The following is a 24,751-nucleotide window of genomic DNA, read 5'->3' as shown; positions in this document are numbered from 1 at the left end:
GAAACTCCTCCTCATTGCCGCATCGCCCTGCCCTGGGGACCGTAGGGCGAAGCCGTGATGACCCGCGCCGTCCGTTCGACGCCGACAATGTGCACGCAAAGCGCCATCCCCTCCCCGGCGAAATCGTCGTCCACCAACGCCAGCGCGACGCTCTTGCCGATCGTGTAGCCAAATCCGCCCGAGGCGCCGACAACGCCACCCCCGATGACCACTGCGCGATAGTGCGGCTTCGAAGCTTCCCCTCCCGGTCAGTTCGAAGCCGGCATCATATCCGTACTAGACATAAGTGTCTAGTACGCCAAGCACGCTCCATGGGAGGTCACCAATTCCCGCTCTCCAGCGTTTTTTATCAGCACATGGAGATACCGGCTGACCCGTGTCGCCCACTGTCACGCAAGCATCATGTTGACGCCTTAGATCGCTTTCGGGGAGGCACGCGCGGCATCATCGATGCGGCACCTCTTTTTCATTTTTCCTTCGGCCGCTCCGGCGTGCTTCGTCACAAAGAGGATTGTCCATGAAACACCTGCACCGAACCGCCTCGCTCGGCGTCGCGCTGGCCTTGTTCACCGCCCTCACCCCGGCGCTTGCCGATGGCGTGGCCTACATCAACAAGGGCCTCGTCGGCGTCGGCCGCATCCCGGCCGACCAGCGCGACAAGTTCGGCGAGACCTTCGGCTCGGGCTCGGGCATGGCGATCGACATTTCGGGCTGGACGCATGATGCCGGCACCTACAAGGGATCGCTCTGGCTCTTGCCCGACCGTGGCTACAATGTCGCCGGCACCACCGACTACCGGCCGCGCCTCAACACCATCGCCATCGAGTTCACGCCTGTCGCGCCGGGCGCTGCTCCCGCCGCCGGCCAGGAGCAGACGGGCGTCAAGGCGACGCTTGCCGACACCATGCTTCTCACAGACGACAAGGGCGCCGATGCCACCGGCCTCGATCCGCTGTCGGACGTACGCGCCGCGGCCGGCGACATGCCCATGCTGCCCGTCGCCACCAATGGCAAGCTCGCGCTCGACAATGAAGCCATCGTGCGGCTGCCGGACGGCTCGATGTTCATCTCCGACGAGTACGGCCCCAACATCTACAGGTTCTCCGCGCAAGGCCGCCTGATGTCGGCGACCCAGCCGCCTGCGGCTCTCGTGCCGATGCGCAAGGGAGCGCCGAACTTCTCCTCCGACAATCCCGGCCCGGGCGCCGCCGACCCTGATCCGAAGGATCCCGAAACCGGGCGCCAGAACAACCAGGGCCTCGAAGGCATGGCGATGACGCCGGACGGCAAGTTCCTGATCGCCGTGCTGCAGTCGGCGCCCCGGCAGGATGGCGGCGATTCACCCTCGACACGGCAGAACACGCGGGCGCTGGTCTATGATGCCTCCGACCTCGCCCATCTGAAGCTCGCGCATGAATATGTCGTGCCGCTGCCGGTGTTCAAGGATGCCAAGGGCAAGACCAAAATCGCCGCGCAGAGCGAGATCGTGGCGCTTTCGGACACATCCTTCCTGATGCTGGCGCGCGACAGCGGCAACGGCCAGGGCCTGAAGAAGGGTGACGCTTCGCTCTACCGCGAGATCAACATCGTCGACGTCTCCGACGCGACCGACATCGCGGGCGGCGCCTTCGATGCGGCCGACAAGCCGGTCGCGCCCAAGGGCGTGCTTGATCCCTCGGTGACGCCGGCCAAGCTGACGCCGTTCATCGACATCAACGACGCCACCGCGCTTGGCCACTTCGGCCTGCACAATGGCGGCGCGAAGGACCACAACGAGCTTTCGGAGAAGTGGGAAGCGATGTCGTTGGCCAGCGTCCTCGATCCCAAGCTGCCCGACGACTATTTCCTGTTCGTCGGCAACGACAATGACTTCCTCGCCCAGGACGGCTTCCAGGTCGGCGCGCCTTACAAGGCCGACGACGGCGCCGACGTCGACACCATGTTCCTGGTCTATCAGGTCACGCTGCCAGGTCTCGGCAAGAAGTAACGATCACTGCTCAAGCGGGCGCGCCTGGCGCGTCCGCCTGTGCAGGTCGTGAAGGCCTACTTCAGGAATTCCGCGTCCTTCGGCACGCCGGCATCGATCGGCTCGGCCGTCCTGCTCGACACGGCGATGATCTTGCCGGCTGCCGACAGGTTGGGCCGCACGAAGACCTGAGCGGGAGGTCGATGATGTCCTGGTTCATAAGCGCACGCAGCCGGACGACGCGTTCTTGCCGATCGAATTCCGTTCCGGCGAGCCTGACCGATCGACGGTCACTGCGCCTCGGCGCAGGGTGCATCTCGGTCCGGCCTGCGGTATCGTCGCGGGCCAGAGTCACATTTGCCAGGTTGGCCGCCATGGACGAAAAAATGCCCGCACGCCGGCGTACCGGCGACCTGACCAGCGGCCCGATCCCGCGCACGCTGCTGCTCTTCGCCTTGCCGGTGCTCGGCTCCAACGTGCTGCAATCGCTGAACGGCTCGGTCAACGCCGTCTGGGTGGGCCGCTTCCTCGGCGAGTCGGCGCTGACCGCGACGTCCAACGCCAACCTCGTCCTGTTCCTGATCCTCGGCACGGTGTTCGGCATCGGCATGGCGGCCACAATCCTGGTGGCGCAGTCGGTCGGCGCCCGCGACCTGCCCGAGGCGCGCCGCATCGTCGGCACCAGCGCCACCTTCTTCTTCCTCGTTTCGGTGGTGTTCGCGGTCTGCGGCTGGATCTGGGTCGATGCCATCCTGGGCGCGCTCGGCACGCCGGCCGACGCCTTGCCGCTCGCACGCTCCTACCTGCGCATCATCTTCGTCGCCGTGCCGATGATGAACCTTCTGTCCTTCGTCATGACCGTGCTGCGCGGTGCGGGCGATTCACGCACCCCCTTCATCTTCATGGCGCTGGCGGTCGTGCTCGACATCGTGCTCAATCCCCTGCTCATCCGCGGCATCGGCCCGTTTCCTGAACTCGGCATCGCCGGTTCCGCCACCTCGACGCTGATCGGCCAGACCGTGAGCGTCGTCGCCATCCTCGTCGTGCTCTACGCGCGCAAGCATCCGTTGCGGCTGGCCGGCGCCAATCTCGTCCTGCTGCGCCCGGATCCGGCGCTGCTGCGCATCGTCGTCTTCAAGGGCGTGCCGATGGGCCTGCAGATGATCGTCATCTCGGCGGCCGCCCTGACGGTGATGGGCATCGTCAACTCCTATGGGTCGCAGGTCGCCGCCGCCTACGGCATCGCCGCGCAGCTCTGGACCTACATCCAGATGCCAGCGCTCGCCATTGGCGCCGCGGTCTCTTCCATGGCGGCGCAGAATGTCGGCGCCGGCCACTGGGACCGGATCGGCCGCATCGCCGCCTCCGGAGTCGGTTTCAACCTTGTCCTGACCGGCGCCCTCGTCGCGCTGCTATGGGTCTTCGACCGTTCGATCCTGAGCCTGTTCCTGAGCAGCGACAGCGCGGCGATCGATATCGCCGCCCATATCAACACGGTCGCGTCCTGGTCGTTCATCCTGTTCGGCATCACCATCGTGCTGTTCGCCACGGTGCGCGCCACGGGTGCCGTGATGCCGCCCCTGATCATCCTGGTCATCTCGGTGCTCGTCGTGCGCACCGGCTTTGCCTATTACATGCGCGGCGTGATCGGCGAGGAAGCGCTGTGGTGGAGTTTTCCGGCCGGTTCGATCACCTCTCTGATCCTGGCCGCGATCTATTACCGCTTCGGCGGCTGGCGCAGCTTGCACATGATCGAGAACAGGCCGGCTGCCGGCGAACCGCCCGACACCGGGCTTGGCGTGCCGCGCCAGCGCGCGAACATGGCGCCTGAAACGCCGAACGGCTGATGCCGGGCCGCCTTGCCGAGGTGCCTTGCCGGCGTGTTTTGCCGGGCTGGAGCGGCGGTCTCAGCGCCTCTGTCCGAGCCCGAAGGCGAGCGCCACCAGCGCGAACGCGATGATCATGGCCGCGAAGGCCAGGCTCGCGACGACAGCACTGGCATAAGTCGACACGACGCCGATGCCGATGACAGGCAAGGCGTTGCCGACAAAGCAGCAGACGAAGAAACTGGACACGACCTCGGCGCGGCGATCCCGCGGCGCGATCTCGTTCACCACTTGCAGGCCGCCGCGATAGCCGAGCGCTGCCGCCACGCCGCAGCAGGCCGTCGCCGCGATCATCATCGCCATCGAGGCCAGCATCTGCGCCGCCACCACAAGCATGGTGCTTGGGATCATCAAGGCCAGCGCGGCCAGCATCGCCTTGCTGCTCCCCATCCGCGCCAGCGCCACGATGCTGATTGCCGCGACCATCGCCAGTTCGAAAAACAGCGCACCGGCCACGGCGTGGTTGGCCTCATGCAGTTGCTGCGCCAGGATGCTCGGCGCCACCGCCGCATAGAAGCCGACCAGCGCCATCGCGCCAAACCCGGTCACCGCCGGCGCCACGAAGCGCGAGCGGATCTGCGCCGGCACGGAAAGCCGCGGCCGCATGGAGACCTTGCCAAGGCCGCTTGGCTTCGTCACCGTTTCGCGCGTGCGCCAGACCATGATCGTCACCACCGCGAGCGTCGCCAGGTAGACAATGAAGACCAGACGCAATGGCCACGGCTCGTATTGGGCCAGCAGCCCCGAAACAAGCGCCCCGAAACCGAGGCCGAGAAAGTTGGTGCTGGTGGCGATGACGCTGGCGCGCGACCTGCCGGCCTCTGGAAGAAGCTCGGCGATCCACGCGGTTCCCGTCCCAGCGCCCACGCCGATGCCAAGTCCGCTCAGGATCCGCGCAACCTCGAGCGACGCGACATTGCCGGCAAACAGGAACACAACCGCGCTGATGAAGGCGACGATCATGGCTGCAAGCGCCGCCGGCCGGCGCCCGACGACATCCGAAACGCTGCCGAACACCAGCAGGGCGCCGAGATTGCCGACGACATAGACCGCGTAGATCAGCGTCAAGGTGATCTGCGAAAAGCCGAATTGCTGCTTGTAGACGATATAGAGAGGCGTCAGCACCGTGCTGCCGGCAAACAGCACCGCGATCATCGCCGCGACGGTCGGAATCGCGAGGACGTCGCTGCCGGCTTCGTTGTGAGTTTGCGCCAGATCGCGAAAGGCCATGGCCAACCTCCTCACCAGGTTCAGGGGTCGCGACGTTAACGCGTCCTCACCGCCGACGTTCCGGTGGACGGCCAGGCTCCTGACACCACGGTGGGCATTGCCCGGCCAGGCAAGCCGATGATCGTAAAAACGTGGATCGGGGCCAGCGGCCCCGATCCATCACGGCACCCTTTACCGTTAGACGTAATCAGTCCTGTTTGCAGAAAAAGCCGGGCCTACTTGCAGGAGAAACCAGGTGCGATCTTGCACTTGCCGGGACGCGGCTTGTGCGGCGGGCGGTGGTGGGGAGGACGGTGATGGGGCCGATGATGCCAGTGCGGCGGCCGATGCGGCGGGCGCACGATGATAACCGGCGGATGCACGACTTGGGCCCGCGAGAGATAGCCGGAACTGGCCCAGCCGCTGACACCGCCGCCATGGATCCTGCACCAGCCCGGCTGACAGCCGGTCACGTCGACCCTGAGACCGGCCGGCAACGTCCCGACCTTGGCGTATCCCGCGCCAGGTCCGGTACGCACGTTGAGGCTCGTCGTGGTGTGGGCGCCGTAGGCGAAGGCCGCGGCGGACGTCCCGAAGACGGCGGCCAGAATGGTCGCTATCGCAAGCAGAAATCGAAATCTCATCAGTCCCTCCATCGAGCGCCGGCCGTTCGACTGCTTCGGCCGGGACTGCATCGCAAGGGGAGAGGCTGGGCAGGGAAAAGTCAACAAGTTACCAAGGCCAATCACCACGATCACCGATCCGGGTGGAAGTTTCCCCTGATATAGTTGAGGAATTTTGCGTACGCCGTTTATCGGCATGCCAACATCCGCTAACGATTTACTATCTTTCGGCAATTCGTCGCGGACCGAGGTGGTGATCATGGGCAAGGGCAGGGTCGAGGCATTCACCGACGGCGTGGTGGCGATCATCATCACCATCATGGTGCTGGACTTGAAGGTACCGGAAGGCGAGGATTTTTCGGCGCTGCTGCCGCAGTGGCCGGTCTTCCTGTGCTACGTGCTTTCGTTCATCAATGTCGGCATCTACTGGAACAATCTGCACAACATGTTCCATACCGTGCAGCGTGTCGACGGCCGCGTGCTGTGGGCGAACCTGCATCTGCTGTTCTGGTTGTCCCTGATGCCGGTGACGACCGCCTTCATGGGCGAGAACCATTTCGCCGCGGTTCCGGTCGCGGTCTATGGTTTTGACCTTGTAATGTGTGCGACCGCCTACAGCATCCTGGTCATTGCGCTGCATCGGCTGCATGGGCCGGACACCGCATTCGCCAAGGCAATCGGCCGCGATCGCAAGGGAAGGATTTCGCTCGCCGTCTACATAGCGGCCGTTGGGCTGACCTTCCTCGACCGGTGGATCGGCGTGGCGCTCTATGTCGCCGTCGCCCTGATCTGGCTGGTGCCGGACACGCGCTTTGCGCGGGTGATCGAAAAACAGCCATCTGCCTGACGCAATCCGGCAGGGCAAACCGCTTCACACGTTTCGTGGAATTGCCTAACCGCGCATCGCCTTCAGCTTTTCCGCCACGGAAGCGGCCAGATCGGCATAGCGCTCTTCCAGCCGCTCCGCCGCCTTGATGATCGAGAAATCATGGCCGAACTTTTCCAGCGCCATGCGCAGTTTCTCGACGAACTCGGCCTGTTGCTCGAGCGCCGAAAACAGAGTCTTCACCTGGGCTTCGCTGATATCGGGGTTGGCCAGCATCTGCGGCACCTCGCGCCCCATCCGGTCGCCGGTGGCGGTCTGTTCCTTCAGAATTGCAACCCAATCCGTCAATCGGAAATCTCCTTTTTGGCGTCGCAGCATGCGCAGCCACGACCGGACTGGTCAACCGACAAGTCCCGACGGAGGCTTGCGCAAGCCCGTTCTGGCGCTAAGTTCGGCGCCATCAAAAAGGAAGCATCGCCGATGATCGCCGACACTGAGATCCAGACCGCCCTGCCAGCACTTGGCCAGGGCAACACCGCCGTCATCACCGGCGCCGCCAGCGGCATCGGCCTTGCCGCGGCCAAACGGCTGGCGCTGATGGGCATGAAGGTCGTGCTGGCCGACATTGGCGGGCCGCGCCTCGACGATGCCGCGCGGGCCGTCTCCGCGATTGCCGGGGACGACGCCGTGCTTGCCGTCGCATCGGACGTTTCGAAGACCGGTGAGGTCGACCGTCTCGCCGACCGGGCATTCGGCGCCTTCGGCGAGGTCTCGCTGCTGATGAACAATGCCGGCGTCGGCGACAACCCCGGAAAGCCCTGGGAAAACCGCGATGGCTGGAAGCGGCTGCTCGACATCAATTTCTGGGGCGTCGTGCACGGCGTCGAAGCTTTCGCGCCACGCATGCTGGCGTCGGCCAAGCCGGGCCTGATCGTCAACACCGGCTCCAAACAAGGCATCACCACACCGCCCGGCAACCTCGCCTACAACGTTTCCAAGGCTGGCCTGAAGACCTTTACCGAGGGCCTGGCGCATGCGCTGCGCAATGAGCCCGGCGCCCGCCTGTCGGCGCATCTGCTCATCCCCGGCTTCACCTATACCGGCCTGACCGAGGGCGCGACCGAAAAGCCGGCTGGAGCGTGGACGGGCGAACAGGTGATCGATTTCATGCTGGAATCGCTGGTCGGGGGCGACTTCTATATCCTGTGTCCCGACAATGAGACGGCGCGACCCATGGACGAAAAGCGCATGGCCTGGGCGATCGGCGACATCATCGAAAACCGCCCTGCCCTGTCGCGCTGGCACCCCGACCACAAGGATGCATTCGCGGCGTTCACGAAGCGATGAGCATGTCCCGAACATGGCCGCTGTGCGGATCACATAACTCGAACACCGGCGGAACTCTCGAAAATTGACCGCGGGTTCAGCCGCCGGCGCTTCGTGCCACCTCTTTTTTCGGTTTGCGTTTTGCCGCCACGACTTTCTTTGCGGCCATGGTCGCGACTTTGTCGTCATGCCGCTTCGCCGCGACCTCGCATTTGGCGCGGATCTCCTGGACCTCGGCTTCAGTCAGGTGCTCGATGCCGATGAAGGTGTTTTTGGCCTCGCTGACCCGTATCAACTCGTCGAGCTTGGCCTGGATCGCGGCGCCGTCCCGATTCTGGGTGTTTTGGATGAGAAACACCATCAGGAAGGTGATGATCGTGGTTCCGGTGTTGATCACCAACTGCCAGGTGTCGGAAAAATTGAAGAACGGCCCGCTCACCGCCCAGACGATAACGATCAGGCAACACACCGCAAATGTCAGCGGCAGTCCGGTGAGATGGGCGATCTGGTTGGCGAATTTGGTGAAAAGCTTCTCGATCATGTGGTCCCTCAAAACAGCGCCGCGTCATGCGGTCCGCCGGAAGAAACAACCAGCAGCCATTTCGGGTTCCCGCCGATAAAAAATACGACCCACGCAATCGAATGCACGCAAAGCGCGCATCTGGAACAAAACACACCTTATCGGTTTAAGGTCATTGTAGCCGTGCAGGCAAAGAGCCTGTTCCTTCCGCTTCACAGCGGTTTACCTCCAGCCCCTTCCGCTGCGCCACCCCCGCATGGCGGAAGGGGTCTCATTCCGTCAGACGGCGTCGTTTTCCCAGCGATCGAGGAAAGCCTCGATCGGCATTGCCTGCATGTCGGGAACCGCCCTGGCGAGTTTCTCGACGGGCCAGTCCCACCAGGCGAGAGCTTCGATGCGTGCCGCTATTTCAGGGGCAAAGCGCTGCTTGAGCGGCTTCGCCGGCACGCCGGCAACGATCGTGTAGGACGGCACGTCCCGCGTCACCACCGCATTGGCGCCGACGACGGCGCCATTGCCGATGGCGATCCCAGGCAAGATGACCGCGCCATGGCCGATCCACACATCATGGCCGATGGTCACGGCCTTCGACCGCCGCCGCTCGCGGAACGCGGCATCGACGCCCAGCCAGCGGAAATACTCGTTCGGCCGATAGCTGACCTTGTGCTGGGTCAGCCGCTCGATCGGATGCTCCAGCGCATTGATGCGGCTGTTGGCGGCGATCGAGCAGAATTTGCCGATCGTCGTGTAGATCGCCTCGGCATGGCGTTCGAAATAGGAGAAATCGCCGACGATGACCTCGCGCAGCACGACGCGTTCGCCGATCGCGGCGTAGCGGCCAAGCTTGCAGCCCTTCATCTCAGCGGTTGGATGAATACGCGGCTCGGGATCTTTCGCAACGAGATCTTCAGAACGGTCCATGCCGGCGGCTTTACGTCAGACCGATTGGTCCCGCAAGCGAGGCCAATCGTCAGTCGGAACGGGCAGGGTAGAGTTCGACCCGCCTATTTCGGCTTGCCGTTGCTCCAAACCACGTTCTGGCCATAGAGCGGCACTGTCGTAACCGACATCTTGGCCGAGCCGTTCTGGACTTGGCGCGAATGCGACAGATAGATCAAGGTCTCGTTGGCCTTGTCGTAGATGCGGTTCACCACCTGCTTCTTCCAGATCAGGCTGATGCCTTGCTTGAAAACCTCCTCGCCGCCTTCGCTCGTATCAATATCCCCGATGGTGATCGGACCGGTCTGACGGCAGGAGATCGAGGAATCACTGGGATCCTCGAACCAGTTGCCCTTGTGCAAGCGGTCGATGACACTGCGATCGAAATAGGAAACGTGGCAGGTCACGCCCTCCACTTTCGGATCCTTGATCGCCTCGACGATGATGTCGTTGCCGATCCAGTCGACGCCGACCTTGCCAACTTCCTCGGCAATGGCGCTACCGGCGGCAAGCACGACACACGCGGCCAAGGCACCGCCGATCAGTTTTTGCCCAATCAAGCCTCGTCCGATAAATTCTGGCCCAGTCAATCCCGGCAAAGAATCCTCCTGCGGTTCGGGTTGCCGGGGTCTCAGGTGGGGCCAAGGCTGACACATTGCAAGCCGGAAGGTCGGATCAAACCGCAGGCATCCGCCATAGCCGGTTGCGTCAACGCGGCATCTTTGCGTGTACCCCGTCGAACCGCTAAGACTGTGGCCTACAACGGGTGCATGGTTCTGGCCGGCGCGCCGTGACATTACGGACGGACTTTTTTGATGATGCGTTCTATCCTGGTCGGCATTCTCATTCTGATGGCGGCCGGCATCGGCTGGCTGACTTTCGACTGGTATCGCGGTCACTATGGCGGCGAACCGTTCGGCGCGCCCTTTACCCTGGTCGACCAGAAAGGCGCACCGATCACCGAAGCCGCTTTCCGGGGCCAGCCCAGCGTCGTCTTTTTCGGCTTCACCCACTGCCCCGAAGTTTGCCCGACCACGCTGTTCGAACTCTCCGGCTGGCTGAAGACGCTCGGCGACGACGGCAAGAACCTGCATGCCTATTTCGTCTCGGTCGATCCGGAGCGCGATACGCCGCCGGTGATGAACGCCTATGTCAGCAATTTCTCCGACCGCATCACCGGCATTACCGGCGATCCGGACAACGTCCATGCCATGGCCAAGGCGTTCGGCATCTATTGGAAGAAGGTCGATACCGGCGACGGCGACTACACCATGGACCACACCGCCTCGGTCCTGCTGCTCAACGCCAAGGGCGACTTCGCGGGCACGATCGCCTATGGCGAGAATGCCAGCACCGCCGTGGAGAAGCTGAAGCGCCTCGCCGCGAAGGGCTGACAAGAATTCACATGACCCAGACGCGGCTCCATTTCACCACCGGAAAGATCGAGGCCGAGCGCATCTTCGCGGCGCTCGAAACGGCCTTCGAGGATGAGGGCCTGCCGATCGCCGTGCTGGAGGTCGATGAAGAGGCCGACATCCACGAGGTCTCGCTCTACGCCGATGGCGACGTCGAAGCGGTCGAGGCGCGGCTGAAGGATGTTCTCGCCGGCCTCGCTTTGTCGAGACCGGTCCAGCGCGAAGCGCTGCCCGACATCGACTGGGTGGCACGGTCCCTGGAAGGGTTGAAGCCGGTGCGCGCCGGCCGTTTCTTCGTCCACGGCGCGCATGACAGCAGGAAGCACCACAGCGGCGAACTCGCCATTGAGATCGAAGCGGGCCTTGCCTTCGGCACCGGCCACCACGGCACCACCGCGGGCTGCCTCGAAATGCTGGAGAAAGTCGTGCGGCGCGAGCACCCGCGCAACGCGCTCGACCTCGGTACCGGCAGTGCGGTGCTGGCGATCGCCGTCGCCAAGCTGGCACATATTCCGGTGCTGGCCACCGACATCGATCCGGTCGCGGTCAAGGTCGCCGCCGCCAATGCGCGTCTGAATCACGTCAAAGGCCTGATCGAGACGGTGACCGCGCCTGGCTTTCACCACCCGATCTTTGCCAGGCGCGCGCCCTTCGACCTCATCGTCGCCAACATATTGGCGCGGCCGCTGATGCGGCTGGCACCGCAAATGGCAGGGCATGTCACGCTTGGCGGCTCGATCGTGCTGTCAGGCATTCTCGACCGCCAGCGCGACGCTGTGATCTCGGCCTATGTCGGCCAGAATTTCCGCCACGTCAGTACTTTGCACCGCGAAGGCTGGGTGACGATCCATCTCAAGCACTGAGGCCGGCAAGGCGGTTGCCGGCCCTCAACGGTCCCGGTTGCTGGACTTCGATGCGTGTCGGCAAGAGAATGCCGCCGCCGCCCCTTTATCCATGGCTGGACCAGCCTCATTTGGTTGTCACCCGGCGGACGCTGTAGCAATTTGCACCAGCCGGAAAATCGATTCCGCTTTCCAGGCCCATAGGTTACGGTCGAGCGGATCCCAAGGAGGCCCACCATGTTCCAGAGCTTCGATTCCGCGGGCGATCCGGCGGTCGGCAAGCCGCGCGTGGCGCTGCTGCGCCAGTGGCTGGGCGCCAATGGCCTCGACGGTTTCATCGTTCCGCGCGCCGACGAGCACCAGGGCGAATACGTCGCCGACCGGTCGGCACGGCTGAAATGGGTGACCGGCTTCAGCGGCTCGGCCGGTGTCGCCATCGTGCTGCACGACCGCGCCTTCGTCTTTGTCGACGGGCGCTATACGCTGCAGGTGCGCAATGAGGTCGATCTCGACATCTTTTCGATCGAAAGCCTGGTCGACAATCCGCCCGCCGTCTGGCTCAAGGACAACATCGGCAAGGGCGTGCGCCTGGGCTTCGATCCCTGGCTGCACACGATCGGCGAGGTCAAGGCGCTGCAGGCCTCCGCCGACAAGACCGGCGCGGTGCTGGTGCCGCTCGACAGGAACCCGATCGACATCATCTGGAAGGATCAGCCCGCCGCACCCGTGACCCCGATCGAGCTTCATCCGATCGGCTTTGCCGGCGAACTCGCCAAGGACAAGCTGGCGCGGCTGGCGACAGCGATCGGCAAGGACGGCGCCACCCATGCGGTGCTGACCGACCCATCATCCATCGCCTGGGCCTTCAACATCCGTGGCGGTGACGTGCCGCACACGCCGCTGGCGCTCGGCTTCGCCATACTCGCCGCCGATGGGTCGCACCAGCTTTTCATGGATCGGCGCAAGTTCTCGCGCCAGGTGGCGGCCTACCTCACCCAGCTCGCCGATCCGCATGAGCCCGGCGAATTCGAAGCGGCGATCGCCGCACTTGCGAAAAGCGGCGCGAAAATCGCGCTCGATCCGGTGCTGGCCGCCGACCGGCTGCGCATGCTGGTCGAGGACAATGGCGGCACGGTGGTTGCCGCGCCCGACCCTGCCCGCATTCCGCGCGCCACCAAGAACCAGGCCGAGATCAACGGCTCGCGCGCCGCGCATCGCCGCGACGGCGCGGCGGTGGCCAAGCTGTTGTGCTGGCTGGAGCGCCAGAAACCCGGCTCACTCGACGAAATCGCGGTTGTCACCAGGCTCGAAGAAACCCGCCGGCAGACCGGCGAGGAAACGCAGATGCCGCTGCGCGACGTCTCTTTCGACACCATTTCGGGCGCCGGCCCGAACGGCGCCATCATGCATTACCGCGTCTCGCGCGCCACCAGCCGCAAGCTCCAGGCCGGTGAGCTGTTCCTGCTCGATTCCGGCGCGCAATACCAGGACGGCACGACAGACATCACCCGCACCGTGCCGATCGGCCAGCCAACCGAAGAGATGCGCGAGCGCTTCACGCTGGTGCTCAAAGGCATGATCGGCATTTCCACGCTGCGCTTCCCCGCCGGCACGCGCGGCTCGGAGATCGACGCCGTCGCCCGCATGGCGCTGTGGAGGCATGGCTGCGACTTCGCCCATGGCACCGGCCACGGTGTCGGCTCATACCTGGCCGTCCATGAGGGTCCGCAGCGCATCGCCCGCACCGGCACCGAAAAGCTGCTCGAAGGCATGATGCTGTCGAACGAGCCCGGCTACTACAAGGAAGGCGCCTACGGCATCCGCATCGAGAACCTCATCCTGGTGACGCCGGCCGAACAGATCGAGGGCGGCGACATCGCCATGCACGGTTTCGAGACGCTGACGCTGGCCCCGATCGACGTCAGGCTGGTGCGATCGGATCTGCTGACGCGAGACGAATTGCACTGGCTCGACGCCTACCACGCCCGCGTGCTGGCCGAGATCGGTCCGATGCTCGACGGCGAAGCGCTGGCCTGGCTGGAAAAGGCGACGGCGCCGCTGCCGCACGACGCGAAGATTTGATTTTCTGAAGCGCCGAAGGGCGTGTCGAGGTTCAGGCCAGGCCGGTTCGAAAACGATTACGGAGAACCGGATTGGAGCGCCGAAGCGCAGCTATCGGCCGTCTGCGGGCCGGAATCACCCGGATATCGATACGCCCTACCCGACGAACTGCCGCGCTACGATCAATACAGCCGCGCCCGCCAGAAACATCGCCATCAGCCCGCCTCGCAGCGCCACCAGCGCGGAGACGACCAGCGCTGCCCACTCCGCCGGACCCGCGCCGAGCGCGGCCGGCGCCACCAGCGTCGTCAGCACCGCCGCAGGCACGGCGTTGAGCCCGGCCTCGACGCGCGGATGAATGTGGTCGAAGCGCGAGATGACCAGATGCCCGCCGATACGGGTGAGATAGGTGGCGATGGCGCCGGCGATGATGATCCAGAAGGTTGTGCTCATGGCCTTGGCTCCACACCGCTGTGATGCGGCGGCAGGACGACGGCGAGCAACACACCGGCGATGGCGCCGATCGAAACGTGCCAGGGCGAACCCACTGTCTTGTAGGCGATGATCGAGGCGCAGGCACTGGCGACGACCACCGGCAGCCACAGCGGCCGCTTGCGGAAGCCCATCACCAGGCCAAGGAAATAGATCGGCAGCAGGAAATCGATGCCCAGGGCATGGGGATCGGGAATGAGCTTTCCAAACAGCGCGCCGAGCGCGCTTTCGATGGTCCAGAATACATAGACCGGCAGCCCAAGTCCCAGATACCAGGCAAAGCCGACGGTCTGGCCCGACTGGGCCCTGGCCTCGGCGACGGCGAATTGCGGATCGGTGAGGATGAAGAAACCGAGCGCCTGCTGCACCCCGGACCAGTGCGCGATGCGCCGGCCAATGCCGGCGGAATAGAGCACGTGGCGGAAATTGACGGCGAAGATCGACAGCACGATCAGCCACGGCGCGACATGCTGGCCGAACAGTTCTATGCTGACCATCTGGCTGGCGCCGCCGAAGATCAGCGCGCTCATCAGGAAGGCTTCGAAAACGGAAAAGCCGTTGTCGACGGCAATCGCGCCGAACAGCAACCCGAACGGCGCCGCCGCCACCACGACCGGCATGGAGAGCCGTACGCCTTGCCAGAAATCGCTTTTCGCGCCGTTCTCGGAAATTGCTTGCGCCGACATGTCTCTCCCCGGTCAGAGGGCTGATGTAGGAAGCACTGCCCGGCTTGTCACACGAATTCGCTTGAGCCAAACGATCAGCGGAAATGATCCCTGTTAGGATTTACGCGATATCCTATTGTCGCCCGGCAGGCATTTGGCAGAAATACACGAGGGGGATTCTAATGATCGCTTATGATTTCACCGGCAGGCACGCAGTCGTCACCGGGGCCGGTGGCGGCATGGGCGAGGCGATCACGCTGGCGCTGCTCGATGCCGGCGCGTCGGTCACCGCCATCGACGTCAAGCCACGCCCGACAGCGCTCGCCGCCTATGACGACCGGCTGACCTTCGCCCAGGGCGACCTCACCGACGCCGGCTTTGTTGAACGGACCATCGGCGCTGCGGGCCGCGAACGCGGCGGTATCGACTATCTCGCCAATGTCGCAGGCGTGCTCTGGTTCGGCCGCGACAAGTCGGCTCTCGAGATGGACCTCGACGTCTGGGACCAGGTCTTCAACATCAACCTGAAATCCTTCGTGCACACGGCGCGCGCGGTTGTTCCGCAAATGCGCGCAGGCGGGCGTGGCGGCGCCATGGTGCATTTCTCGACCATCCAGTGGTATCGCGGCGATCCGAAGCCACAGGATGCCTACCAGGCGTCGAAGGCCGGCGTCTGCGCGCTGTCGAAGTCGCTGGCCATGCAGTTGGCCGGCGAGCGCATCCGCTCCAACGCCATCTGCCCGGGCATGGCGCTGACGCCGCTGCAGGCGCGCTGGGACACCGAGGAGAAGCGCGCCGCCGTTGCCGACTACACACCGCTCGGCCGCATCGGCACGCCGCAGGACATGGCCAATGCGGCGCTCTTCCTGCTTTCCGACGCGGCAAGCTACATCACCGGAATAGAGCTGGCCGTTGATGGGGGTCTCCTGATGCGGATGTAGCCCGCCCTGTCCAACGGATCGGAAAACTAACCGGTCACCTTGCCCTGGATCGCCCTGCCCCAGTCGAGCAGCGGCTTGGCGCGCAATGTAAAATCGACAAGCTCGTCGACCAGCGCCGGCGCGTGAATTTCGGTCGGATCGATGACACGCTGGACGACGAAATGCCGGTTGCGCACGGCCTCCGCGAGATCGGCGTCCGCGATCTGCTCAAAACCGCGCGGCGCCCGCTTCATGCGGCCTTCGGTTTCGAGTTCAAGGCCGTTTTTCTTCAACGTTGAAAGCAGCTTGCGGAATTCGCCCGGCCGATCGGTGATCGCCTTGCGCATCGCCAGCAAGAGCGGCGGCTCAGGGTTCCACCAGGCCACGTCGGCAAAGCAGCGCTCGAGCCCGACATGCACGTAGAAGACGCCCAGGCCTGTCTTGCTGCCGTCTGGTGACAGAATGGCCGAAACATGCCTGTTGTAGGGACGTTTGTCCTTGGCAAAGCGGACGTCGCGATTGATGCGGAACAGCGATTTCTTGCGGTCGCCGCGCAGACCAAGCCCCGCCGTTGCGAAACGCTCCGTAAGAACCTCGACCAGATCGCCGATCGGCCCATGGAGATCGCTGTCGAAAAGCGCGCGGTTCTCCGCAAACCATTCGCGGCTCTGGTGGAAATCCAGCGCCTTGAAGAACGGAATGGCTTTCGGACCAAAACCTTTGAACGTTCCGCCCGTCACGACTTGCCGACCCGCTGCAGCCAGGTGTCCTCGTCTATCACCTCGACGCCGAGTTCGCTTGCAAGCTTGAGCTTTGAGCCCGCACCCGGTCCCGCCACCAAAAGATCGGTCTTGGCCGAAACCGAACCGGCCACCTTGGCGCCGAGACGTTCGGCCATCGCCTTGGCTTCGGAACGGGTCATCTTTTCCAGCGAACCGGTAAAGACAATCGTCTTGCCGGCGACTTCGCTGTCGGCCGAGACGGTGACGATATAGGGCTTCGGCTTGACCTGTTGCAGCAACTTCTCGAGCACCTCGTCATTGCGCTCGTTGCCGAAGAAATCGCGCAGCGCATCGATCACCGTATCGCCAATGCCGTTGATCGACGGGAAGACAGCATGCGGATCCTCCGCCGCGGCCGTCTCCTTGCCGACCCGGATCAGCTCCTCGATGGTCGAGAATGTTCGTGCAAGCACGGCGGCCGTCGTCTCGCCTATATGGCGGATGCCGAGCGCGAAGATGAAGCGGTCGAGCTCCGGCTCGCGGCGCGAATCGATAGCCGCGAACAATTTGTCGAGGCCTTCGTAATTGCGGTCCTCGACGCTGCGCACATTCTTGCGGGTCTTGCCGGATGCGGCCTCGCGTTGCCTGGCCTGCTCCTCGCGCCGCTCGGCCAGCGCCTTGGTCACGGCGGGGCGGCGCTCCCTGAGCGTGAAGATGTCGGCGGCTGTCTTGATCAAACCCGCATTGAAAAACGTGTCGATGTTCTCCGCGCCCAGGCCTTCGATATCCAGGGCGCCGCGCGACACGAAGTGGCGCAGCCCCTCCACGGCCTGCGCCGGGCAGATCAGTTCGCCCGTGCAGCGGCGGCGCGAATCCTCCTTGCCGGTCTTCTCGTTGATCTCGCGCGTCGCCGGCGAGCCGCAGATCGGGCAAGAGTGCGGGAATTCGTACGGCACGGCATCGGGCGGACGCTTGTCGATGACGACGCTGACGATCTGCGGGATGACGTCCCCTGCCCGCTGGATCACCACCGTGTCGCCGATGCGCACGTCGATGCCGTCGCGGATCGGCTGGCCGGTGCTGTCCAGGCCCTTGATATAATCTTCATTGTGCAGCGTGACGTTCTCCACCACCACGCCGCCGACCGTCACCGGCGCAAGCCGCGCGACCGGCGCCAGCGTGCCGGTTCGGCCGACCTGGATGTCGATCCTCTGCACGGTCGTCATCGCCTGTTCGGCCGGGAATTTGTGCGCGACGGCCCAGCGCGGCTCACCGGTGACGAAACCCCAGCGGCGCTGCAGCTCCAGCTGGTCGACCTTGTAGACGACCCCGTCTATGTCATAGCCGAGCGACGAGCGTTGCTCCTCGATCAGGTGATAATGCGCGACCAGTTCCTCGACCGATTTCGCCCGCACCATCAGCGGGCTGATCTTGAAGCCCCAATCGGCGAATTTCTGCACCGCTTCATACTGCGTTGGTGCCGGATCCGCCGTCGTGTAACCCCACGCGTAGGCAAAGAATTTGAGGTTGCGGCTGGCGGTGACGGATGGATCCTTCTGGCGCAGCGACCCGGCCGCCGTGTTGCGCGGATTGACGTAATCCTGGCCCCCCACAGCCGCCGAGCGCGCCTTGAGCGCCTCGAATTCGGCATAGGTCATATAGACCTCGCCGCGGATCTCGATGGTCTCGGGCCAGCCTGAACCCTTCAGCTTGGCGGGAATGTCGGCGATGGTCCTGAGGTTGGCGGTGATGTCCTCGCCGACAGCGCCGTCGCCGCGCGTCGCGCCTTGCACGAACACGCCCTTTTCGTAACGCAGCGAAGCCGACAGCCCGTCGATCTTCGGTTCGGCGGTGAAGGCAATGTCGAGGTCCTTGTCGCGGTCGAAGAAGCGCCGGCCGCGCTCGATGAAATCGGTGACGTCGGCGTCGGTATAGGCCTTGGCGAGGCTGAGCATTGGCACGGCATGGCGCACCTTGGTGAAGCCTTCCGCCGGGGCGGCACCCACCCTGAGCGAGGGCGAATCCTCACGCACCAGCCCGGGAAAGCGCTCCTCGATGGCAAGATTGCGCCGCCGCAGCGCGTCATACTCGGCGTCCGTGATCGTGGGCGCGTCCTCGGCATGGTAGCGCCGGTCATGACCGGCGATCTCCTCGGCAAGGCGCTGGAGTTCGGCTTCAGCCTCGCTTTCGCTGAGCGAATCGACAGGTTTTTCGGCCATGCTTTTGTCCCTGAACGGTGGCGCGCCACAATAGAGCATGATCTTGAAAGGTGGGAACCGGTTTTCGGAAAAGATCATTCCTGAACAGCAGGATGGAGCCATATCCTGACTCGCCCCATGACGCCTGATCGTCTCATGACGCCGGATCGTCTCATGCCGCGTTTGTATTCTCGCGCAGCAGCCGCTCGGCGGCGGCGCGCGCCTCGTCGGTGATCGTGGCGCCGGCCAGCATGCGGGCGATCTCCTCCTGCCGCGCAGTCCTGTCCATCTCGGCAATTCCGGTCGCGACACGGTCGGTGCTGCCCGATTTGGAGATCAGGAAATGTGTTGCCGCGCGCGCCGCCACTTGCGGCGCATGGGTGACGGAAAGCACCTGGACGCGCTTCGACAGCCGCGCCAGCCGCTGGCCGATGGCGTCGGCCACGGCGCCGCCCACCCCGGTGTCGATTTCGTCGAAAACCAATGTCGGCGCCGAGCCACGGTCGGCCAGCGCCACCTTTAACGCCAGGAGAAAGCGCGAAAGCTCGCCGCCGGAGGCAACCTTCATCATCGGCCCGGGCCGCGTGCCAGGATTGGTGCGCACCCAGAACTCGATCTGGTCGATGCCCTCTTCCATGCGCGCCCCGGCCTCGCTCTTCATCTCGACGATAAAGGCCGCGCGTTCGAGCTTCAGCGCCGGCAGTTCGGCCATCACCGCCTTGGTCAGACCGACCGCCGCGGCATGGCGAAGCGAGGACAGCTGTGCGGCGGCGATATCATAGGCTTCGCGCGCGGCGGCCGCCTGCTTTTCCAGCCCGTGCAGGCGTTCTTCGCCGGCATCGAGATCGGCGAGATCGGCAACCATCGTGTCGCGCAGCTGCGCCAGGTCGTCGACGGCGACGCTGTGCTTGCGTGACGCCGCGCGCAGCGAAAACAGTCGTTCCTCGGCTTTCTCCAGCCGCTGCGGATCATACTCCGTGGCACGAAGCGCGGCCTCGACGCCCGACTGCGCCGCGTCGAGAGACAGCATGGCTTCGTCCAGCGACTTCACCACGTCCTCGAGCAGGCCGGGCGCCTCCGTCGCCTTGCGCTGCAGCCGTCTCAGCAGGCTGGCCAGTTGCGGCAAGGGCGAGGACGGGCCCGACAGCACATCCTGCGCGTCGTGAATTTCGGAAGCGATCTTCTCGGCGCGCATCATGTGGGCACGCAGCTCGGCAAGTTCGGTTTCCTCGCCCGGCTGCGGATCGAGCTTGGTCAGTTCGGCAACCGCGGCGCGCAGATAGTCGGCTTCGCGCGCGGCGGCTTCCACCTTGGCGCGATGGCGCGTCAGTTCCTGCTGGGCGGCGCGCCAGTGCCGCCATGCCTCGCCGGTCGAGCGGACGGCGCCGAGATGGCCGCCGAAAGCATCGAGCACATCGCGATGCGCGCCGGGATCGACCAAGGCGCGCTCGTCATGCTGGCCGTGAATCTCGACCAGGGCGCGGCCGACATCGCGCATCAGCGTCACGGAGGACGGCTGGTCGTTGACGAACACACGGGTCCGGCCATCCGCCGTCTGCACACGCCGCAGGATGACGTCGCCATCGTCCTCGATGGCGTTTTCGGCGAGCAGCGCGCGCACCGGATGGTTGCGCGGAACATCGAACACGGCAATGACCTGGCCCTGGGACGCGCCGTGGCGCACCAGCGAGGCATCGCCGCGCGCGCCGAGCGCCAGCGACAGGGCATCGAGCAGGATGGACTTGCCGGCGCCGGTTTCGCCGGTCAGCACGGAAAGGCCCGGCTGGAAGTCGATGTCCAGCTTTTCGATCAGGACGATATCGCGGATCGACAGTCTGGAAAGCATGAGAAACCGGACCTATTGCATGCCGCCAAAAGTGGACCCGGTTTCGGGATAACGACAGGCACGAAAAACAAAAGGATAAAGCGGCACCCGACAGTTGGAGTCGCAGCGCCGCACTATCTTTTTGTTTGAGCTTCGGATCAATCCGAAAAAGCGCGCTGCGCACTTCGCTCGGAGGCTCCGCGGTCAGGCGCCGGTGATCAGCTTCCCGGCCTTGGATATCCACGACCCGGCATTTTCACGCGGCGCCAACCCGTTGCTCTGCAGCAGCTTGTAGGAATCCTTGTACCACGAACTGTCGGGATAGTTGGTACCGAGCACCGCGGCCGCCGTCTGGGCCTCCGAGGTCAAGCCCAACGCGTAATAGCTTTCGGTAAGGCGCGCGAGCGCTTCCTCGACATGGCGGGTGTTGGAATAGTTTTCGACCACGGTGCGGAAGCGTTTGACGGCGGCGATGTACTCGCGGCGCTCCAGATAATAGCGGCCGATCTGCATTTCCTTGCCCGCGAGCTGGTCGTTGGCGAAGCGGATCTTTTCCTTGGCATCGTCGACATATTCCGACGTCGGCCAGCGCGTCACCAGGTCCTGCATCGTCTGCAGGGTCTGGCGTGCTTCCTTCTGGTCCTGCGTCACATCCTTGATCTGGCGATAGTAGCTCAGACCAATGATATACTGGGCATAGGCCGCGTCATCCGTGGACGGATAGAGCGCCAGGTACCGCTTCGCCGACTGGATCGCATCGTCGTAGCTGCCCTTTCGATAGTCGGCGAACGCGCCCATCACCATCGATTTGCGGGCCCATTCCGAATAGGGGTGCTGGCGGTCGACCGCGTCGAATTTCTTGCTTGCCTCGTCCAGGCGGCCGGCGTTCAGATTGGCCAGGCCCTGATTGTAGAGAACGTCGGCCGGTTCGGTCTGGTCGACATAGGTCGACAGGTCGATGTCTTTTTCCGACGACATGCAAGCCGCCAGAAAGAGCGATGGAACAACCACCGAAAGCGCCAGGAAAACAGACCGCTGCGGCGCTTTCGATTGACCAACTCGCTTGAAGAACATGATTGGATTGCGCCCTTTCGGCGTTATTTTAATGCTCGTTGCATGCAGTTGTCCCAAAACTGGTCCCCACCTTTGAGCGACATGCACTAATCGACGGCAGCAGCCATAAACCATAACCGCCTTGCCCGGCAACGCTATGTCCAGCCAATCGCGCATTTTTGTGGCGGCGGACCGTGGCGTGAAAATCTACGCAATTTCGCCGATGGATGATGCATTCATGCAACACCCATACCGCCATGGAATCCGAAAAAGATTAAGAAAATCAGATCATCCAGGGCGCATAGAGAGGCGCATTGACGGCGTTCATCTCGGCGGCGCGACCACGCTCGCGGCGTGTCGTCTCGACGATCTCGAAGGCGGTGCGGTCCGACAGCAGGCGCCGCAGTGCGGCGGCGTTCAGCCGATGGCCGCCGCGATAGGAGCGGAAACAACCGATGAAGCGCGCGCCGGCCAGCGCCAGGTCGCCCATGGCGTCGAGCGTCTTGTGGCGCACGAACTCATTGGGATAGCGCAGGCCGCCCATATTGATGACGCGGTTGTCGTCACCGATCACTAGGGAATTTTCCAGCGAGGATCCCAGAGCATAGCCGGCGGCCCACAGCCGCTCGACGTCCTTCATGAAGCCGAAGGTGCGGGCCCGCGCGATGTCGCGGCGGAAAATATCGGCGTTGATGTCCGATGCGAAGAGCTGACGGCCGATCGCCGGGCTTTCGAAATCGATCTCGACCTCGAAACGGGTGCCGTCATAGGGCCTGAACTCCGCCCAGGAGGCGCCGTTCTCGATGCGGACCGGCTTGACCACCCTGATATAGCGCCGCTTGACGGCCAGCGTCTCGATGCCGGCCTGGTCTATGGCTTCGACGAACGCCATGGCGCTGCCGTCGAGGATTGGAACCTCGTGGCCGTCGATCTCGATGATGACATTGTCGATGCCGAGCCCGAACAGGGCGGCCATGATGTGCTCGACCGTGGCGATGTGCTCGCCCGACGGATCGCCAAGCATGGTGCAAAGGTCGGTGGCGCCGATCTCGGAAAACAGGGCGCGGAACTCACGGCCCTGCCCGTCTCCATTGAGGAGCGCGAACACGATGCCGGTATCGGCATCCGCGGGCAGGAAACTGATGGAAACTTCTTTGCCGCTGTGAACGCCGGTGCCTGTAAGCGACGCGCGCGTCTTCACTGTCGTCTGGTGGTCGTGCAAGACAATCCCCATGAGCCCGTAATGCCTAGGTCCGCTTCTCCAGCCCGAGGGCGCGGCTCTTGTTAAATCGGCAGGCAGGGCGACTTCCCCCGAAATCCCGGCAAACCGACTATGGTAGGCAGCGAAGATAATGTCCCGGCAAGGAGACTCCAAATCACGGTTTCTTACTCTTTGTAACCGCGAACTGGAACATCTACGATGTCATAACCCGTTGATTATGCGGTATTTTAAACGTTAACAGGCAAGCAATTTCTTGCCTGCCTGTTAACAATTGTTACAGTCCGTTAACCGCTCAGTTGGCCTGGCGGCGCAGGAACGCCGGAATCTCCAGCTGATCGTCGTCCTGAGTCGCCCTGGTCTGCGGCGTCAGGCGGCCCTGATCGTCCAACTGGCCGCGCCGCGGCGCGTAAAGCTGGGCGTCCTGGCTGGCGAGGCGGCGCACTTCCGGTGCCGCCTGGCGCAGCTTGGGCTCGCGCGGCTGCGCCGGCTGCAGCCGTGCGGGCTCCTCCTCGCGGCGGGTCAGGCCATTGGTCAGGCGCTTCAGGAGGCCCATCGGGCCGCTGTTCTCGTGGTCGGCCGGGCGGCTCTTGGCGTCGACCTCGGCCTTGACGACCGGCGGAAAGTCCTCGACGCGCGGCATGCGCTGCGGCGCCATCGCCACCGGCTGCTGGACTTCACGCAGCATTTCGCGTGGCTGCGGAGCCGGCTGCATCATCTGCTGGACGACCGGCTGCACCATAGGCTGCGGTTGTGCGGGCGGCGCCTGGAAGATCTTGCTCTGCGGGCGGAAATCGTCCGCATGGGCGACAGGAGCCGGACGAGCCTGCGCCATGGCCGCGGCATTGGCTTCGGCCAACTGGATGGCCTCGGCAACCGGATCGGCGGCGCGTGGTTCATACACCGTCTGCTGGACCGGCGCCGGGCGGCTTTCCACAGGGGCGACGGCCGGCCGGGCAGCCTGCTTCGGCGGTGCGGTCCGGATCGAGATCGGCGCGGCGGCGATTTCGGCCGCCGACTTGTCGATGCCGGTGGCTACCACCGAGACGCGGATGACGCCTTCGAGTTCCTCGTCGAACGTGGCGCCCAGGATGATGTTGGCGTCCTGGTCGACTTCCTCGCGGATGCGGGTCGCCGCTTCGTCGACTTCGAACAGGGTCAGGTCGCGGCCGCCGGTGATCGAGATCAGCAAGCCCTTGGCGCCCTTCATCGAGGTCTCGTCGAGCAGCGGGTTGGCGATCGCGGCTTCCGCCGCCGCCATCGCGCGGCCCTCGCCCGAAGCCTCGCCGGTGCCCATCATCGCCTTGCCCATCTCGCGCATCACCGAACGCACGTCGGCGAAGTCGAGGTTGATCAGGCCTTCCTTGACCATCAGGTCGGTGATGCAGGCCACACCGGAGTAGAGCACCTGGTCCGCCATCGCGAAGGCGTCGGCGAAGGTGGTCTTGTCATTGGCCAGCCGGAACAGGTTCTGGTTGGGGATGACGATCAAGGTGTCGACGCATTTCTGCAGCTCCTCGATGCCGAAGTCGGCCGTCTTCATGCGGCGCTGGCCTTCGAAGTGGAACGGCTTGGTGACGACGCCGACAGTGAGAATGCCCTTCTCGCGCGCTGCGCGGGCAACAACCGGAGCAGCACCCGTACCGGTGCCGCCGCCCATGCCGGCGGTGACAAAGCACATATGGGTGTTGGTGAGATGGTCGAGAATCTCGTCGATGCACTCTTCCGCCGCCGCGCGGCCGACTTCCGGCTGGGATCCGGCACCGAGCCCCTCGGTGACATGCGCGCCAAGCTGGATCAGCCGAGAGGCCTTCGACATGGTCAGCGCCTGCGCGTCGGTGTTGGCCACGACGAACTCGACACCGCGCAGTCCGGCGGTGATCATGTTGTTCACGGCATTGCCGCCGCCGCCGCCTACACCGAACACGGTGATGCGCGGCTTAAGCTCGGTGATGTCCGGCTTCTGCAGATTGATAGTCATTGTCTCCGTCCTTTGCCTTTCACGCCGCTTCGCCGCCGCGGCCGCCTATGGGGCTGTCCCCGT

General features: G+C 64.2%; 23 protein-coding genes. 8 read left to right on the top strand and 15 right to left on the bottom strand.

Features of this window, described 5'->3' with window-relative positions; all coding sequences use genetic code 11:
- Nucleotides 1-11: 11 nt before the first annotated feature.
- Complete coding sequence (locus LB571_RS12560) at nt 12-212, bottom strand: glycine cleavage T C-terminal barrel domain-containing protein (RefSeq protein WP_224594827.1); 201 nt, start codon at nt 210-212, stop codon at nt 12-14.
- 305 nt (nt 213-517) lie between these two features.
- On the opposite strand from LB571_RS12560, the gene LB571_RS12555 reads away from it, so the two are divergent.
- Both LB571_RS12555 and LB571_RS12550 read left to right on the top strand, forming a co-directional pair.
- Nucleotides 518-1,987, top strand: coding sequence for an esterase-like activity of phytase family protein (locus tag LB571_RS12555; protein ID WP_224594825.1), 1,470 nt, complete (start codon nt 518-520; stop codon nt 1,985-1,987).
- 353 nt (nt 1,988-2,340) lie between these two features.
- Complete coding sequence (locus LB571_RS12550; RefSeq protein ID WP_411961399.1) at nt 2,341-3,813, top strand: MATE family efflux transporter; 1,473 nt, start codon at nt 2,341-2,343, stop codon at nt 3,811-3,813.
- Nucleotides 3,814-3,873: 60 nt separating this feature from the next.
- Here the strand turns inward: LB571_RS12550 and LB571_RS12545 are convergent, their stop codons facing one another.
- Both LB571_RS12545 and LB571_RS12540 read right to left on the bottom strand, forming a co-directional pair.
- Complete coding sequence (locus tag LB571_RS12545; protein ID WP_224594822.1) at nt 3,874-5,082, bottom strand: MFS transporter; 1,209 nt, start codon at nt 5,080-5,082, stop codon at nt 3,874-3,876.
- Between the two features lie 215 nt (nt 5,083-5,297).
- Complete coding sequence (locus LB571_RS12540) at nt 5,298-5,705, bottom strand: SH3 domain-containing protein (RefSeq protein ID WP_140873360.1); 408 nt, start codon at nt 5,703-5,705, stop codon at nt 5,298-5,300.
- Between the two features lie 238 nt (nt 5,706-5,943).
- Here LB571_RS12540 and LB571_RS12535 point away from each other — a divergent pair, with 238 nt between their 5' ends.
- Nucleotides 5,944-6,531, top strand: a complete 588-nt coding sequence (locus LB571_RS12535) for a TMEM175 family protein (protein ID WP_224594820.1) — start codon at nt 5,944-5,946, stop codon at nt 6,529-6,531.
- Between the two features lie 45 nt (nt 6,532-6,576).
- On the opposite strand, the gene LB571_RS12530 is transcribed toward LB571_RS12535, so the two are convergent.
- Nucleotides 6,577-6,858: a hypothetical protein gene (locus tag LB571_RS12530; RefSeq protein WP_140660926.1), complete on the bottom strand. Its 282-nt coding sequence runs from the start codon at nt 6,856-6,858 to the stop codon at nt 6,577-6,579.
- Between the two features lie 132 nt (nt 6,859-6,990).
- On the opposite strand from LB571_RS12530, the gene LB571_RS12525 reads away from it, so the two are divergent.
- A complete protein-coding gene (locus LB571_RS12525; protein WP_224594818.1) occupies nt 6,991-7,857 on the top strand; it encodes an SDR family NAD(P)-dependent oxidoreductase in 867 nt (288 codons plus the stop codon).
- 76 nt (nt 7,858-7,933) lie between these two features.
- On the opposite strand, the gene LB571_RS12520 is transcribed toward LB571_RS12525, so the two are convergent.
- From LB571_RS12520 to LB571_RS12510, 3 genes are all read right to left on the bottom strand, one after another.
- A complete protein-coding gene (locus tag LB571_RS12520) occupies nt 7,934-8,377 on the bottom strand; it encodes a low affinity iron permease family protein (protein ID WP_181166289.1) in 444 nt (147 codons plus the stop codon).
- 258 nt (nt 8,378-8,635) lie between these two features.
- A complete protein-coding gene (locus LB571_RS12515) occupies nt 8,636-9,277 on the bottom strand; it encodes a DapH/DapD/GlmU-related protein (RefSeq protein WP_140615655.1) in 642 nt (213 codons plus the stop codon).
- Between the two features lie 83 nt (nt 9,278-9,360).
- Nucleotides 9,361-9,855, bottom strand: coding sequence for a CreA family protein (locus LB571_RS12510; RefSeq protein WP_263484657.1), 495 nt, complete (start codon nt 9,853-9,855; stop codon nt 9,361-9,363).
- A 255-nt stretch (nt 9,856-10,110) separates the two neighbouring features.
- Here LB571_RS12510 and LB571_RS12505 point away from each other — a divergent pair, with 255 nt between their 5' ends.
- From LB571_RS12505 to LB571_RS12495, 3 genes are all read left to right on the top strand, one after another.
- The gene (locus tag LB571_RS12505; RefSeq protein WP_224594804.1) at nt 10,111-10,689 is read left to right on the top strand and encodes an SCO family protein; all 579 of its coding nucleotides are present in this window, start codon (nt 10,111-10,113) and stop codon (nt 10,687-10,689) included.
- An 11-nt stretch (nt 10,690-10,700) separates the two neighbouring features.
- Nucleotides 10,701-11,573, top strand: a complete 873-nt coding sequence (locus LB571_RS12500; protein ID WP_224594802.1) for a 50S ribosomal protein L11 methyltransferase — start codon at nt 10,701-10,703, stop codon at nt 11,571-11,573.
- Nucleotides 11,574-11,789: 216 nt separating this feature from the next.
- Nucleotides 11,790-13,634, top strand: a complete 1,845-nt coding sequence (locus LB571_RS12495) for an aminopeptidase P family protein (RefSeq protein ID WP_224594800.1) — start codon at nt 11,790-11,792, stop codon at nt 13,632-13,634.
- Nucleotides 13,635-13,769: 135 nt separating this feature from the next.
- Here the strand turns inward: LB571_RS12495 and LB571_RS12490 are convergent, their stop codons facing one another.
- Both LB571_RS12490 and LB571_RS12485 read right to left on the bottom strand, forming a co-directional pair.
- Nucleotides 13,770-14,066: an AzlD family protein gene (locus LB571_RS12490; protein ID WP_023769676.1), complete on the bottom strand. Its 297-nt coding sequence runs from the start codon at nt 14,064-14,066 to the stop codon at nt 13,770-13,772.
- Complete coding sequence (locus LB571_RS12485; protein WP_224594798.1) at nt 14,063-14,791, bottom strand: AzlC family ABC transporter permease; 729 nt, start codon at nt 14,789-14,791, stop codon at nt 14,063-14,065. The genes LB571_RS12490 and LB571_RS12485 overlap by 4 nt, the downstream gene beginning before the upstream one ends.
- A 161-nt stretch (nt 14,792-14,952) precedes the next feature.
- Between LB571_RS12485 and LB571_RS12480 the strand changes: the two genes are divergently transcribed.
- Nucleotides 14,953-15,711, top strand: a complete 759-nt coding sequence (locus tag LB571_RS12480; RefSeq protein ID WP_140615645.1) for an SDR family NAD(P)-dependent oxidoreductase — start codon at nt 14,953-14,955, stop codon at nt 15,709-15,711.
- Nucleotides 15,712-15,737: 26 nt separating this feature from the next.
- Here the strand turns inward: LB571_RS12480 and LB571_RS12475 are convergent, their stop codons facing one another.
- The 6 genes from LB571_RS12475 to ftsZ form a co-directional block, all read right to left on the bottom strand.
- Nucleotides 15,738-16,430 (bottom strand): DUF2461 domain-containing protein, encoded by a 693-nt coding sequence (locus tag LB571_RS12475; RefSeq protein WP_224594790.1) that lies wholly within the window; start codon nt 16,428-16,430, stop codon nt 15,738-15,740.
- A complete protein-coding gene (gene ligA / locus LB571_RS12470; RefSeq protein WP_224594788.1) occupies nt 16,427-18,631 on the bottom strand; it encodes an NAD-dependent DNA ligase LigA in 2,205 nt (734 codons plus the stop codon). The genes LB571_RS12475 and ligA overlap by 4 nt, the downstream gene beginning before the upstream one ends.
- Before the next feature lie 151 nt (nt 18,632-18,782).
- Nucleotides 18,783-20,456 carry a DNA repair protein RecN gene (gene recN, locus LB571_RS12465; RefSeq protein WP_140615641.1) on the bottom strand — a complete coding sequence of 558 codons (1,674 nt, stop codon included), beginning with the start codon at nt 20,454-20,456 and terminating at the stop codon, nt 18,783-18,785.
- Between the two features lie 183 nt (nt 20,457-20,639).
- On the bottom strand, nt 20,640-21,509 hold the full coding sequence (locus tag LB571_RS12460) for an outer membrane protein assembly factor BamD (RefSeq protein WP_015317218.1): 870 nt from the start codon (nt 21,507-21,509) through the stop codon (nt 20,640-20,642).
- A gap of 262 nt (nt 21,510-21,771) precedes the next feature.
- Nucleotides 21,772-22,722 (bottom strand): UDP-3-O-acyl-N-acetylglucosamine deacetylase, encoded by a 951-nt coding sequence (gene lpxC / locus LB571_RS12455; RefSeq protein WP_140714587.1) that lies wholly within the window; start codon nt 22,720-22,722, stop codon nt 21,772-21,774.
- A gap of 280 nt (nt 22,723-23,002) precedes the next feature.
- The gene (gene ftsZ / locus LB571_RS12450) at nt 23,003-24,688 is read right to left on the bottom strand and encodes a cell division protein FtsZ (RefSeq protein ID WP_015317216.1); all 1,686 of its coding nucleotides are present in this window, start codon (nt 24,686-24,688) and stop codon (nt 23,003-23,005) included.
- Between the last annotated feature and the right edge of the window lie 63 nt (nt 24,689-24,751).

Source organism: Mesorhizobium sp. BR1-1-4 (assembly GCF_020165375.1).
GTDB lineage: Bacteria > Pseudomonadota > Alphaproteobacteria > Rhizobiales > Rhizobiaceae > Mesorhizobium > Mesorhizobium australicum.
This window is presented reverse-complemented; position numbering and strand designations above follow the sequence as displayed.

Coding starts and splice junctions, on each gene's coding strand:
- LB571_RS12540 (WP_140873360.1), bottom strand. CDS start 5,705: ATGAGATTTCGATTTCTGCTTGCGATAGCGACCATTCTGGCCGCCGTC.
- recN (WP_140615641.1), bottom strand. CDS start 20,456: ATGCTTTCCAGACTGTCGATCCGCGATATCGTCCTGATCGAAAAGCTG.
- LB571_RS12535 (WP_224594820.1), top strand. CDS start 5,944: ATGGGCAAGGGCAGGGTCGAGGCATTCACCGACGGCGTGGTGGCGATC.
- ligA (WP_224594788.1), bottom strand. CDS start 18,631: ATGGCCGAAAAACCTGTCGATTCGCTCAGCGAAAGCGAGGCTGAAGCC.
- LB571_RS12485 (WP_224594798.1), bottom strand. CDS start 14,791: ATGTCGGCGCAAGCAATTTCCGAGAACGGCGCGAAAAGCGATTTCTGG.
- LB571_RS12480 (WP_140615645.1), top strand. CDS start 14,953: ATGATCGCTTATGATTTCACCGGCAGGCACGCAGTCGTCACCGGGGCC.
- ftsZ (WP_015317216.1), bottom strand. CDS start 24,688: ATGACTATCAATCTGCAGAAGCCGGACATCACCGAGCTTAAGCCGCGC.
- LB571_RS12490 (WP_023769676.1), bottom strand. CDS start 14,066: ATGAGCACAACCTTCTGGATCATCATCGCCGGCGCCATCGCCACCTAT.
- LB571_RS12555 (WP_224594825.1), top strand. CDS start 518: ATGAAACACCTGCACCGAACCGCCTCGCTCGGCGTCGCGCTGGCCTTG.
- LB571_RS12505 (WP_224594804.1), top strand. CDS start 10,111: ATGATGCGTTCTATCCTGGTCGGCATTCTCATTCTGATGGCGGCCGGC.
- LB571_RS12520 (WP_181166289.1), bottom strand. CDS start 8,377: ATGATCGAGAAGCTTTTCACCAAATTCGCCAACCAGATCGCCCATCTC.
- LB571_RS12495 (WP_224594800.1), top strand. CDS start 11,790: ATGTTCCAGAGCTTCGATTCCGCGGGCGATCCGGCGGTCGGCAAGCCG.
- LB571_RS12515 (WP_140615655.1), bottom strand. CDS start 9,277: ATGGACCGTTCTGAAGATCTCGTTGCGAAAGATCCCGAGCCGCGTATT.
- lpxC (WP_140714587.1), bottom strand. CDS start 22,722: ATGGGGATTGTCTTGCACGACCACCAGACGACAGTGAAGACGCGCGCG.
- LB571_RS12460 (WP_015317218.1), bottom strand. CDS start 21,509: ATGTTCTTCAAGCGAGTTGGTCAATCGAAAGCGCCGCAGCGGTCTGTT.
- LB571_RS12525 (WP_224594818.1), top strand. CDS start 6,991: ATGATCGCCGACACTGAGATCCAGACCGCCCTGCCAGCACTTGGCCAG.
- LB571_RS12500 (WP_224594802.1), top strand. CDS start 10,701: ATGACCCAGACGCGGCTCCATTTCACCACCGGAAAGATCGAGGCCGAG.
- LB571_RS12545 (WP_224594822.1), bottom strand. CDS start 5,082: ATGGCCTTTCGCGATCTGGCGCAAACTCACAACGAAGCCGGCAGCGAC.
- LB571_RS12550 (WP_411961399.1), top strand. CDS start 2,341: ATGGACGAAAAAATGCCCGCACGCCGGCGTACCGGCGACCTGACCAGC.